Raw genomic sequence first — 13,519 nt, 5'->3', positions numbered from 1 at the left:
ACGTGTCTTTTTTGCTGTTATGGATGATGTTGTCTACTTAAAGCTAAAGCAATCCGAATATTAAGAGATTCTTCAGGAGAAGTAATGTCAGAACCTAAAATTTCTTCACAACGGTTAATCCGGTATTTCACCGTGTTGCGGTGAATGTATAACTGGCTAGCAGTACGGGCAATTTCACCTTGACAGTTTAAGAAGACTTCTAAAGTTTTACGTAACTCAATTAAGTTAGGGTCTTCCGGGTAAGCAAAATCTTTAAGAACGGTTTGACAAAAGTATTGTACGTCTCCAGCATCTAAGTGGTTAAAGAGTTGTAAAATACCTTTGTCTTGATAATAGACAATCGGCTCACGATTTGAAGATTGTTTCAATTCGTCAAAGGCCAAGTTAGCTTGCGTATAAGTTTTATCAATCTGTTGCCAACTGGTAAAGGCGTTTCCTAAAGCAAAGCCGACATTAATCGGTAGCATGAGGCGTAATTTTTGTTGCATCGTTAACAGCAGTTGGTTAAGATCTTCAGGCTTTTCTTGTAGTAAAATATATAGTTCAAAAGAAGAAGGGAAATAAATAATTTTCGCATCTTCAGAATAACGATCAATATTCCACTTGAGCCATTGATAAGTGAGCAAGGACTTTTCTTGTAGCAAGCGTGACGTTTTATCTGTATCGATTTCATCTAATTGATAAACCCGCACCATGCGGTAATAGTTCGATTCTTTAAAGCCATATTTATATCCTGACTCATTCCACTCGTCACTGGAGGCGGTATTACTTAAGTGATTGTCGACTAATTCCTTAAAGTGTTCAGACTCAATAATAATCTTTGATTCAGCGACCTTTTCGTTTTTGAATAGGACAAAGGAAAGAATGAGTGCTGCTTGATCTAAAGCAAAGTTAGAAATAGGATAAGGGATTTTTTCAGGATTTAACACAATTAAATAATGAGGGAAATATTTATGAACATATACAGGAATTAAAGCAGCTGGAATATCTTCTCCTTGGCTATTAGTAATCATAAAGTAGCCTTCTTCTTTTTCGCGTAAAGCTTTACTGCGAAAGACTTTAGTCACATATTCTTCCGGCGGATTATTTGGGTGAGAAAAATGCGATGAGGCATTTAACACCCGATGAAACGGATTAATTAAAATGATCGGCGACTTGACCATTTTACTTAGTTCATTAATGATGACTTCATTGTGAACGTCTTGAATTAAAAGGTCAGAAAACTTCCGTTGAATGTCTAATGCAAACAGCAACTCTTCATGTTGAGATTTCCATAAAATGCTCGTCATTTGTTGAAGTAATCCACCTAGCGAGTAAGTATCAGGAATATTAAAGATCGGGAAATCAATCTTTTGAGCATGGCGGATGACGTGCTCTTCTACTTTTTCTAAAAAGCGACCTGTTTTAATGCCTAGTCCGACAGCATTAGCGGCTTTGAGCGAATTAATAAAATCGATTAAATCATTTTGCTTATCTTTAAAGATCATGGCAGTCGTTAAAATCAATGTGTTTTCGCTAATGAAGTGAGCAACGTCAGGAGTTTCTGTAATTTCAACATTCTTAAGGGAGAGGTGAGTTGTGTCGACTCCTTCAGTTAATAGTTCTAAGTCAGAAAAACGGGGAGTATTTAATAATTCATGCAGTGTAGTCATAGCTATTCCTCCTCTTTTTAATAGAGTATATAAGATGAAATATATTTTAGTTAAAACGACCAATTCTTTTTGTAAGATAACTATAACATTGTTTTGTGAATTGTTCAATGTGCACGCAATTTTTATAAAATGACTAAAAAACATTGTTAATCCGCTTACATAGTGGTATATTTTAAGTAGAGAAAGAAGTTAGATGGGAGCCGTTAGAATAAATGATTCTAGTTGGCTCCTTGTTAAAGCGCGTTTGTGTAAACGCTTTAACTATTGAAGGACGTTTTTCATATTCGTTAAAATCGATGTGAAACGTAGTATTCTTAAATACAAATATTAAAAGGAGGCGGTAGTGTGATTAACATTACACCAGAACGTATTGATGAATTGATGGACTGGATTTCAGGCTTTACTGAAAAAGAAGACCAAAAAGGAACAACTCGTTTACTTTACGATGCATCATGGGTTCGCGCACAACAGTCTTTAAAAGAACGTTTTGAAGAACTAGGAATGGAAGCGGAATTTGATGCGGTAGGTAACTTAATTGCGACACTACGCGGAAGTGAAGAGCCAGATTCAGTTATTGCGACAGGTTCTCACGTCGACACAGTAACAGACGGTGGTCGTTTAGATGGTCAACTAGGAATTATGGCTGGATATATGGCTGTAAAAGGACTCATCGATAAATATGGTCAACCAAAAAAATCATTACGTGTCATTGCTTTAGCAGAAGAAGAAGGATCACGTTTCCCATTCGTATTCTGGGGATCAAAAAACATCTTCGGTTTACAAAATAATGATGAAATGAAAGACATTGTTGATAACGAAGGCGTAAGCTTTGTTGATGCAATGAAAGAAGCAGGGTTTGGTTTTAATGAAACTGGCGAATTAAAGTATAACAAAATGGACGCTTTCCTTGAGTTACATATTGAACAAGGGATTTTTCTTGAGCAACAAGGAATTGAAGTTGGTATTGTTAACGCAATCGTTGGTCAAAAACGCTATGACATTACTTTAAAAGGTGAAGCAAACCATGCTGGGACAACCTTAATGGGTTACCGTAAAGACACAGTGGAGTGTTTCTCACGTATTGTCGTCAATTCAATTGATAAAGCAAAAGCTGAAGGCGATCCATTAGTATTAACCTTCGGGCACGTTTCGCCAAAACCTAACACAGTAAACGTTGTACCAGGTGAAACGATGTTTACAATTGACGTTCGTCATACCGATTCCAAAGCCCTAGATGACTTCACCAGTGAAATGGAAGAAGACATGAAATGCATTGCAAGCGACATGGGAATTGAAATTGATATTAATAACTGGATGACTGAAGAGCCAACACAAATGGACGAAGTATTAGTTGAGTTACTAGAAGAAGCGGCAAAAGAAGCTGATTTAAACTACACTGTAATGCACTCAGGTGCAGGACATGACTCACAAATCTTTGCTCAATATATTCCAACGGCGATGATTTTCGTTCCGTCAATTAAAGGAATTAGTCATAACCCAGAAGAGCATACAGAAGCAAAAGATATTGTACAAGGTGTCGAATTGCTTGCTGAAGCAATTCGCCGTTTAGCTTATTAAAATAAAGATAGATTATTCTATTGATTTAAAGGAGTCAATCATTGGAAAATAATAACAATAATATTGCGGTAACTATGGAAGAAGTGAATCGATTCAAAGAACGTGGTTACACAAACATTGATATTCTACCAAAAGTAGAAAATCGTCGTAATATGACATTAGCAAACTACTTCACGCTTTGGATGGGAAGTATTCATAACGTACCGAACTATGCGATGGTTGCGGCATTCATGCTGTTAGGGTTATCAACATTTAACACCATGGTCGCTATTGCATTAAGTGGACTGGCAGTTGCTGGTTTAATGATGGCTAACGGACGTGCTGGTGCAAAATACGGTATTCCGTTTGCGATGCATTTACGTTCTACGTACGGTGATGCAGGAGCTAAGTTACCTGGATTCTTACGTGGAGTCGTCGCAGCAATTGCTTGGTTCGGGGTACAAACGTACTTTGGTTCAAAGGCTTTATTAATTATTATTGGTAGTCTTGCGCCAGGATTTTTAAATATTGGTGGCGGAGCAACATTCTTAGGGATGAGCGTTGCAAGCTGGATTGCATTTATCGTGTTCTGGTTAATGAACATGGCCATTGGTTTAAGCGGTGGCGAAGTGTTAAACAAGTTTACAGCGATTTTAACACCAATCATTTATATCGTATTTGGTGGAATGACTATTTGGGCAATTCGCGGTGCGGGTGGTTTAGGTGCTATCTTTAACTACGTAAACCCAGCAGCGACCCATGTTAACCCATTATTAGGTTACTTAATTATGATTAGTGGCGTTCTATCTGTGTGGGCTGCACCAGGAGCAAGTGTAGCGGACTTTACACAAAATGCGAAAAATGAACGCGACTCAGGTATTGGACAAGCCGCAGGACTTTTCGTTGGACATGCGCTCTTTGGTTTCATGGCCGTAGCAATTTTTGCCGGTGGAAACATCATTTATAACACTAACTTTACAGAAGTATTAGATATTATTAATAGTTGGGACACGATCCCAGCTGTTATCATCGCAACCGCAGTATTCGTTTTATCAACGATTTCTACGAACGCGACAAGTAATATTATTCCAGCGGGGTACCAATTAAGTGCATTATTCCCAGATAAAGTTGACTACAAACGTGGTGTAATGATTGCGGGAATCATCAGTGTCATTATTATGCCTTGGAAATTCGCAGAAGGAGAAGGAGCTTTCTTAACGTTCTTATCATTCATTGGTGCTTTATTAGGACCAGTTGCGGGAGTTATGATTGCCCACTTCTATCTAATCAAAAATCAACAAATTGATTTAGATGCCCTATACTTTGATCCGAAACATCCGGAAACAAGCCACTTCAGTGGTCTTAACCGCAATGCGTATATCGCAACAATTGTTGGTCTACTTGTTTCGGTTATTGGACAGTTTATTCCAGCTTTATCAGTTTTATCAGATTTATCATGGATGGTAGGATTTGCAACTGCATTAGTTGTTTATACATTATTACAACAAGATCGTGCGTAAGCACATCTGTTGTGAAAAATATAACCATAGGAGGAGTTTAGTATGAGTCATGATTTAGTGATTAAGAACGGTTTAGTCATTCTTGAAGGCGGCGAAGTCGAAACAGACGTAGCGGTTAAAGATGGTAAAATCGTTGCAATCGGCGACAACTTAGACGGCGAGAAAGTAATTGACGCTAAAGGATTAGTTGTTAGCCCTGGTATGGTGGACGCACACGTTCATATTTCTGAACCAGGTGGAGGTTACCGCGATGAGTGGGAAGGATACGTTACAGGAACTTCAGCATCTGCTAAAGGTGGCGTGACTTCATTTATCGAAATGCCTTTAAACCAAGTACCAGCAACGACTTCAGCTGAAACTTTAAAAATTAAAGAAGAAGCAGGTAAAGGTAAACTTAAAGTAGACGTCTTCTCATTTGGTGGTTTAACACCTTATAACTTAGACGGTGGTATCCAAGAACAAGCAGACAACGGTGTTGCAGCATTTAAAGCATTCATGTCAACTTGTGGAGACCGTTCAATTGATGGCGACTTCCAAAACGTAGATGACTATTCATTATACGAAGGTATGAAACAAATCGCTAAAACAGGTAAAATCTTAGCGTTACACTGTGAAAACGCAGATATCTGTGACCGCTTAGGTGAAATTGCTTACGAAAATGACGAAAAATCAATGGAAGCTTATGTTGGAACTCGTCCAGCATTTACAGAAGTTGAGCCAATTCGTCGTGCAATCTTCTTAGCTGAAGAAACAGGCTGTCCATTACACATCTGTCATATCGCATGTAAAGAAGGTATCGAAGAAGTTAAAGCAGCTCAAGCACGCGGTGTGAACGTTACAGGAGAAACATGTACTCACTACCTATACTTTGATTTATCTGAATTAAACGAATTAGGACCTGTTGCTAAATGTTCACCTCCGATCCGTGAAAAAGAGCAACAAGAAGCAATTTGGGATCACCTATTCGCTGGAGATGTAGAGTTCATTACATCAGACCACTCACCATGTACGCCAGACTTAAAAGATAAAGAAAACGCGTTCGAAGCATGGGGTGGAATTTCAGGATTACAAAGTAACGTTGATATGTTCTTTGACGAAGCGGTTCAAAAACGTGGTATGTCATTAACTCAGTTCGCTGAATTAATCGCAACAAACCCAGCAAGACGCTTCGGTTTAGACAGCAAAGGATCAATCAGCATTGGTAAAGACGCTGACTTTGTATTAATCAAACCAAACTCACCTCACACATTACGTGCTGAAGACTTAGAGTACCGCAACAAGATCTCACCATACTTAGATCGTGAGTACGGTGCACAAATCGCAACAACAATCGTTCGTGGTAACGTTGTATACGATTTAGAAGACGGTGTTGCTGAAGAATTCATCGGAGAATTCATTCACGTTTAAGACAAAAAACGGATAAAACAATACAATTTTCACGAAGCCTAGCCCTTAGCGGCTAGGTTTTTTTGTGTAAAAAAATAACCGTAAACTTACACTCAAGTAAGTCTACGGCATAAAGTTTGTATATTAATTAAAACAATAAAGTAATCAGTGGAATGGTAATGATTGAAAGTAAGGAAGACATAAAGACTAATTGGCTTGCAAACTTCGAATCATTTCCAGCGTTGGCACTAAACATCGCAACATAAGAAGCAGTTGGCATCGCGATCATAATAACCGGAATGACCAATGTCGGGCCTGAAAATCCAAAGGCTTTAAGTGCGAAAGTAACAATTGTTGGTACAATAAGCAATTTAATTGCTGAAGCTAAATACAACACTTTGTTTTGTAGAGCTTCTTGAATGTTACTTCTTGATAAAATAAGACCAATAATAATCATCGCTAATGGTGAAGTGGCAGGAGCGAGTGTGCGTAAAACTTTTTCGATCGCATAAATTTCATGACCTGCAACATTAAACGATAAAGGAATTTGGAAAGCAAAGAATACAAGTCCTACTAAAATTGATAGAACACCGGGACTGAAAACAATTTTCTTCCAATTGAATTCTGTTGTCTCTGTTCCATGACGTCCTGTTAAGTAAACCCCAACAGACCAAGAAACCACTTCAAAAATAAATCCAGCACCTACAACAGCGTAGAATAACGCTTCATCTCCTAAAAGACTTCCTACAATTGGGTATCCCATAAAGGATGTGTTAGATAACAGTGTCGCCGTTTGGAAAATATCTTTTTGTCCTGGCGTAAGAGGTAAACGTTTAGAAACTAAACCACCGAATGTGAACATAAAAGCATAAATTAAAATCATTAAACCAATAATAATAAACGAAGTGTGTAAACGTTCTTTGTTCATCGGTAGTTGCATCGCCATAAAAATAGTGGCGGGCATGGTAATATTTAGTGTCAATTGAGTAATATCTTTTTGACCTTTTTCAGTAATGAGTCCCACGCGTCCAGCAATAAAGCCGATAACGATTAGAGAGAATAAAACCGCAACGTCTTGCAGCGTTGCAATAAAATCTAATTCCATATAAATCTCCTTTACAATAGTTCTAATACTACTATTTAACCTTATTTAAAGTTGAAAGCCAATAGCTACAAAGGATCAACTTGAAGCGTTTTATTGTGCATTATGATTGTTGTTAAGCCATTCTACTAAAGCGGCGTACACTTTACGACCGTGAGTGGCTAGTTGGGTTCGGTCGAAGTCGTGCTGATCTGAATTGATTAAGTGTAATTCATTATTAGGAATCAATTTAGCTAAGTTTCTCGTTTGAGTTGCTGGAACGTCAGCATCCTTGCGAGCGGCGGCTAGAAACGTTGGAGGCAATTGAGCTAGTTGCTCTTCGCTAATAGAATAACGATCTAAATCGCTAGGGTTAGGGAATAGTTAACTCATCCAACGACCGGTTTGTCTAAAGTATAAGTAAATAGGGAAACGTTGACTAATAGGCAAGTTAGCTACCGGGTGTGGTTTGATAAGGCTATTAATAATTTTACTGTTCACGATTGGGTATTTTAAGTAGTCTACACTTGGTTGGGTAAACTCCAATAAGTTTAAATTGTAGTAGCCATAAAAAGCAATGACACCTTGAAGGTTTAACGACGTATAAGTCGCGTGATACAGCGCAATATAAGCTCCTGCTGAACGCCCCATTAAATAAACTTTATCTTGAGGAACAGTTAACTCAGAGCTGTTTTTGAACCGTTCTAATAGCTGATCAATTATGTGATGAATTTCTGGCACCCTTGTTTCTGGGGCTAAAGGGTAATCAAAAGCCACGATCGGATAACCTTCTTTGGTCAGCTGTTCGATATATTCTTCGGGTAAATCATCTTGTTCTCCAAAAACGAACCCACCACCATGAAAATAAAGAAGGGTAGCTTTATTTTGAACTGTAGGATTTTGGTAAATCGTTGCTTGCAGGGTCAATTTGTCGATTGTTAACAAATCGATTGTTTCTTGAGTAAATTCACTCATTACACCACGTCCTTTCAAAAATAATTAAGTATCTAACCCAATTTTACTAAAAAATTAGTAGATATATCTGTTTTTTATACACAATCAACAAAGTAGGCGCTTTCTTTTGGGAGGTCTAGTACTAGTTTTGTTCACTAAAACCAGTATAATCAAATAAGAAAGGGAGGAATTCGATGTTATACACAATAATTCAAAAAAATAACTATCAAGACTCTATTAACTTAATGTTATTAACTAACTCCGTTAACGAGTTAGAAGGCGTTAAGACGGGTCAAGTTATGATGGCAACAGATGCCAACAAAGATATTTTCAAGGGAGCAGGTTTATATACCGACGAGCTTGAAGCTGCGGGACCTAACGACCTAGCAATTGTTATCGATGCAGATGATGAGTTTGTTGTTGATACAGTTGTTGAAGAAGTTGATCGTTTCTTAAGCGACTTATCTGCTAAAAAAGAAGCTGGCGGCGTCCAAAGAGTTGATCACTGGGATGCAGCATTAGAAGCAATGCCTAATGCAGAATTAGCTTTAATTTCAATTCCTGGTCAATATGCAGCAGACGAGATTGAGCGTGCATTAGATAACGACTTACACGTTTTCTCATTCTCAGATAATGTAGACTTAGAAGACGAAGTTCGCTTAAAGCAAAAAGCTCATAAAAAAGGTCTATTATTAATGGGGCCAGACTCAGGTACAGGTACTTTATCTGGTATTCCTTTAGCTTTCACAAACATTGTTAACCAAGGAAACATTGGTATTGTAGGTGCTTCTGGTACAGGTATTCAAGAAACTTCAACAAACATCGAAAAATTAGGTGGCGGTGTATCTCACGCAATCGGTACAGGTGGACGCGACTTATCTGAAGAAGTTGGCGCACGTACAATGATTGATGCGATTATCGGTCTAGAAAACCACCCAGCAACAGATGTTGTTTTAGTTGTTTCTAAACCACCTGCAAAAGAAGTACGCGACGAAGTAGTTAAAGTACTTCAATCAATTTCTAAACCAGCTGTTGCAATTTTCCTAGGTGAAAAACCAACTCACCACGAAGGAAATGTTGCATTTGCTTATACATTAGAAGAAGCAGCACAAATTGCAGTTGATTTAGCAAGTAACGAATCAGTTAAAGAAAACTACTTAGAAGCATTAGATCACCATGCTGATAAAGCTTTACCAGAAGGTAAAACAGTTAAAGGTCTATACTCAGGTGGTACGTTAGCTGGTGAAGCAGCGATGATGATTGCAGACGTTTTAGACTTAGAAGTTGAGTCTGATGGTGGAACTATTTTAGATTCAAACGGTTTCTTAGTCTTAGACTTAGGTGAAGACGAGTTTACACAAGGTAAGCCTCACCCAATGATCGACCCAGCTATTCGCGTTGAGAAATTAAAAGAAGTAGTATCTGACGAAACAACAGGAGTTATCTTACTTGATGTTGTATTAGGTTATGGTTCTCACCCAGATATGGCAGGAACGCTAGCACCTCATATTAAAGAAGCGCTAGATAACGCTAAAGAAGCTGGACGCGACCTACATGTCATTTCAACTGTCGTAGGTACAAACCGCGATCCTCAAGACATCAATGACCAAATTGCTAAATTAGAAGAAGCAGGTGCAATTGTTGAGAAAACGAACGCACGTGCTATACGTTTAGCTTTAGAATTTATGGGACATGAATTCAAAGCAGTCGACAAAACATTCGAAGACTACACGGGCGAGACATTAGACTTACCTGAAGCAAGCGAACAAGTTATCGAATTATTATCAACTCCCCCACAAGTTATCAACATCGGATTAGAAGGCTTTACTGAACCAATTAACAAATTCGGTGGTCAAGCAATCCAATTTAATTGGAAACCAAGAGCTGGCGGTAACGCTCGTTTAATCCGTATTTTAAATGCTTTAGAAAAATATGAAGATCAAATTGCTGAATCAAACGAAAAAGTATTAGATGGATTCCGTAATTCACAACCATTCTTAGTGGATAACGTTCCAGCTCATACTGTGATTCCAGAATTAGACACAGACGACAAAGTAATTCTTCACGCTGGTCCACCAATTAAATATGAAAACATGACTGGTCCAATGCAAGGTGCAGCGGCTGGTGCGATGATTTTCGAAGGTTGGGCAAAAGATGATGCAGACGCTCGCCGTCAAATGGAAGCTGGCGAAGTGAAGTTCATTCCATGTCATCACGTAGGTGCAGTAGGACCAATGGGTGGTATTACAACTAAGAACTTCCCAGTATTCGTTGTTGAAAACAAAGTAGATGGTACAACAGGTTACTGTATTATGAACGAAGGTATCGGAGCGGTACTACGTTTTGGTGCAAACGGTCCAGACGTTATCGAACGTTTAGAATGGCAACGTGACGTTTTAGGTCCAGTCTTAGGTAAAGCATTACGCTCTATCGAAGGCGGTCTAAACTTAGACGTTATGGTTGCTCGTGCGATTACAATGGGTGACGAATTCCACCAGCGTAACATTGCGGGATCATTAGTCTTCTTGAAAGAAGTTGCTCCAACAATTGCAGCTTTAGATATCGACGAAAAAGACAAACAAGATGTAATGCAATTCTTAGCAGATACTGATCAATTCTTCTTAAACATTATGATGGCAGCAGGTAAATCAATTGTTGACCATGCACGTAAAGTTGAAGAAGGTACAGTAGTTACAACTATGGCACGTAACGGTGAAAACTTCGGTATCCGTATCGCAGCATTCGGCGATCGTTGGTTCACTGCGCCAGTAAATACACCAAATGGTCTATACTTTACTGGTTATGACGAGTCAATGGCTAACCCAGATATCGGTGATTCAGCTATTACTGAGACAATCGGTGTTGGTGGATTAGCAATGGTTGCTGCTCCAGGAGTTACACGCTTCATTGGTGCAGGTGGATTTGAAGACGCGGTACGTATTTCTGACGAAATGGAACGTATCTGTTTAGATCACAACTCAACATGGACAATTCCTACATGGGACTTCAAAGGCTCATTACTAGGTATTGATATCCGTAAAGTAGTTGACACTGGTATTGAGCCAATTATTAACACAGGTATTGCTCACAAAGAGCCAGGTGTTGGACAAATTGGTGCAGGTACAGTAACTGCTCCAGTACAAGCATTCGAAAAAGCATTAATTGCCTATGCAGAGTCATTAGGTATTGATGTTGACTAATCTAACAAAAGAAACCAATATTATCCTCAGTGACTATGTTGCTGAGGAGATTGGTTTCGTTAATGTGATGATCCATTCGGTTTTTCCGAATGGATTTAATTTAATCACAAAAGAAAACCATCTGATATTTGTTGGTAAATCCACGCAACCTCTTTCAGCATACGGTATCGCAATTGATGCTAAAGTGTTTGATAGAATTCAGCCATTTTTGGCAGTGGATGATGAAGTGCGATTTGATGAAGAGAAAATGGTGATTCGAACAGATCAATCAGTCATTCAATTAAAGTGGCTAGATAAAGAAATTCATTCATTAGCTCTTCCTAAACTACATTTCAATGTACACAAGCAAGAACAATTACTCGAACAGCTTCGTCAATTCCCACTATGGAACGATTCAGGTTTTGTTTTGAATCCGTCTTTGACAGCTCTTTTTAATCAGTGGCGTCAAGGTGCAATTGACAATGAAGATTCATTGGTTTCTTTAGTAGGAGCAGGAGTAGGACTGACACCTTCAGGTGACGATTTTATTCAAGGTTTAATGATGATGGAGAAACTGACTAAACGACCAACTCATGTAAACCAAAGGATAAAAGAGATTTTAACTCGTCGCCAGACAACGGATGTTAGTCTTGCTTATTATGATGTATTAGCTAGAGGGTATGTAAATGAAACGTGGATTGATTTGTTTCACGCCGTTGATTTAAATCAAACGTATAAGATGAAACAAGCGATTGAAGAAATTAGACATTATGGTAGCACGTCAGGCAATGATTTATTGCTGGGTGTACAAATGTATTTGGAAAACATATAAAGGAGGAATACGATGTCACAAAGAATCGTAGTAGCATTAGGTGGAAACGCCATTTTAACAGATGATCCATCAGCACAAGGTCAAATGGAGGCATTACGCCAAACAAGTAAAAAATTGATGGAACTTATTAAACAAGGTCATCAATTAGTGATCACTCACGGAAACGGCCCACAAGTAGGTAACTTATTACTACAACAAGCCGCAGCGGATTCTGAGAAGAACCCAGCGATGCCTTTAGATACAGCTGTAGCGATGACACAAGGATCCATCGGTTACTGGTTACAAAACATGATGAACGAAGCGTTAGTTCAAGAAGGTATCGAAAAGCAAGTTGCTTCTGTTATTACGCAAGTAGTTGTAGATGAAAATGACGAAGCCTTTGCTAGCCCAACGAAACCTGTTGGACCATTCTTAAGCGAAGAAGAAGCTAAAGAAGAAGAAGCTAAAACAGGCGACAAGTTTGTTGAAGACTCAGGTCGTGGATACCGTAAAGTTGTTCCTTCACCAATGCCACAAAGCATTGTGGAGTATCCAGCGATCAATGCAATGATCGAAAATGATATCATCACTATTTCAGGTGGTGGCGGTGGTATTCCAGTTAAAGATACACCTCAGGGCTATATTGGCTTAGAAGCAGTAATTGATAAAGACTGGACTTCTGCTAAATTAGCTGAATTAGTTGAAGCAGACTACTTATTAATCTTAACAGGTGTAGATAACGTTTATGTTAACTACAACACCCCAGACCAAGAAAAAGTAGAAGAAGTTTCAATTGACCGCATGAAAGCTTGGATCGATGAAGATCAATTCGATCCAGGTTCAATGCTTCCAAAAGTAGAAGCAGCTGTTTCTTTCGTAGAAAACAGTACAAATGCAGATGCAAGAGCTGTTATTACATCGCTAGAAAATATTGAAGATTTCTTCAAAGGCGGTTCAGCAACAGTTATTACAAAATAAACGACTCACGAACACAATCACTCGAAGGTGGTTGTGTTTTTTTATGTATGATGAATTGCAATAATTATTGCGACAAACAAGAAAACCCATAACAGGTTCGTGTAAAATGTTAGTAACCACACACACGGAGGACCTGTTATGAGCTACAAACATCTTACCATAGAAGACCGTTCAAAAATAGAAATACTTTATCATGAAGGCTATACAGCGAGTCAAATTGCTGAAGCCATCGGGCGTCACCGTTCGATGATTTATCGAGAACTCAAGCGTGTTAAGTCAACCTGTTACGATGCTCAATTGGCTCAAGATAACGCTTCTGAGCATCAATCTCTCAAAGGTCGTCGTCCTAAACATACGCCCGAGCTCATTCAAGATATTCAAACAAAGTTAGAATTAACTTG

General features: G+C 38.6%; 11 protein-coding genes. 7 read left to right on the top strand and 4 right to left on the bottom strand.

Going from position 1 to position 13,519, the window contains the following annotated elements; translation table 11 throughout:
* Window positions 1-17: 17 nt before the first annotated feature.
* A complete protein-coding gene (locus BLR79_RS03895) occupies window positions 18-1,652 on the bottom strand; it encodes a PucR family transcriptional regulator (RefSeq protein WP_159427588.1) in 1,635 nt (544 codons plus the stop codon).
* A 345-nt stretch (window positions 1,653-1,997) separates the two neighbouring features.
* On the opposite strand from BLR79_RS03895, the gene allC reads away from it, so the two are divergent.
* The 3 genes from allC (at window position 1,998) to allB (ending at window position 6,136) form a co-directional block, all read left to right on the top strand.
* Window positions 1,998-3,230 (top strand): allantoate deiminase, encoded by a 1,233-nt coding sequence (allC, locus tag BLR79_RS03890; RefSeq protein WP_092085060.1) that lies wholly within the window; start codon window positions 1,998-2,000, stop codon window positions 3,228-3,230.
* A 74-nt stretch (window positions 3,231-3,304) separates the two neighbouring features.
* Entirely contained in the window at window positions 3,305-4,729 is a 1,425-nt protein-coding gene (gene allW, locus BLR79_RS03885; RefSeq protein WP_092085101.1) for an allantoin permease, read from the top strand.
* Between the two features lie 42 nt (window positions 4,730-4,771).
* A complete protein-coding gene (gene allB / locus BLR79_RS03880; protein ID WP_092085058.1) occupies window positions 4,772-6,136 on the top strand; it encodes an allantoinase AllB in 1,365 nt (454 codons plus the stop codon).
* Between the two features lie 127 nt (window positions 6,137-6,263).
* Here the strand turns inward: allB and BLR79_RS03875 are convergent, their stop codons facing one another.
* From BLR79_RS03875 to BLR79_RS03865, 3 genes are all read right to left on the bottom strand, one after another.
* Window positions 6,264-7,220, bottom strand: coding sequence for an AEC family transporter (locus BLR79_RS03875; protein ID WP_092085056.1), 957 nt, complete (start codon window positions 7,218-7,220; stop codon window positions 6,264-6,266).
* A gap of 90 nt (window positions 7,221-7,310) precedes the next feature.
* Window positions 7,311-7,520, bottom strand: a complete 210-nt coding sequence (locus tag BLR79_RS03870; RefSeq protein WP_092085054.1) for a hypothetical protein — start codon at window positions 7,518-7,520, stop codon at window positions 7,311-7,313.
* A gap of 60 nt (window positions 7,521-7,580) precedes the next feature.
* Window positions 7,581-8,171, bottom strand: a complete 591-nt coding sequence (locus tag BLR79_RS03865) for an alpha/beta hydrolase (RefSeq protein ID WP_092085052.1) — start codon at window positions 8,169-8,171, stop codon at window positions 7,581-7,583.
* 173 nt (window positions 8,172-8,344) lie between these two features.
* On the opposite strand from BLR79_RS03865, the gene fdrA reads away from it, so the two are divergent.
* From fdrA to BLR79_RS03845, 4 genes are all read left to right on the top strand, one after another.
* A complete protein-coding gene (fdrA, locus tag BLR79_RS03860; protein ID WP_092085051.1) occupies window positions 8,345-11,350 on the top strand; it encodes a bifunctional FdrA/YlbE family protein in 3,006 nt (1,001 codons plus the stop codon).
* On the top strand, window positions 11,343-12,161 hold the full coding sequence (locus BLR79_RS03855; protein ID WP_159427587.1) for an oxamate carbamoyltransferase subunit AllH family protein: 819 nt from the start codon (window positions 11,343-11,345) through the stop codon (window positions 12,159-12,161). The genes fdrA and BLR79_RS03855 overlap by 8 nt, the downstream gene beginning before the upstream one ends.
* A gap of 12 nt (window positions 12,162-12,173) precedes the next feature.
* The gene (gene arcC / locus BLR79_RS03850) at window positions 12,174-13,118 is read left to right on the top strand and encodes a carbamate kinase (protein WP_092085047.1); all 945 of its coding nucleotides are present in this window, start codon (window positions 12,174-12,176) and stop codon (window positions 13,116-13,118) included.
* Window positions 13,119-13,256: 138 nt separating this feature from the next.
* A partial coding sequence (locus BLR79_RS03845; RefSeq protein ID WP_143338772.1) for a helix-turn-helix domain-containing protein occupies window positions 13,257-13,519 on the top strand: 263 nt, incomplete at its 3' end.

Source organism: Dolosicoccus paucivorans (assembly GCF_900100125.1).
GTDB lineage: Bacteria > Bacillota > Bacilli > Lactobacillales > Aerococcaceae > Dolosicoccus > Dolosicoccus paucivorans.
Note: the sequence above shows the minus strand (reverse complement) of the source record. Positions and strands in the feature narration are given on the sequence as shown.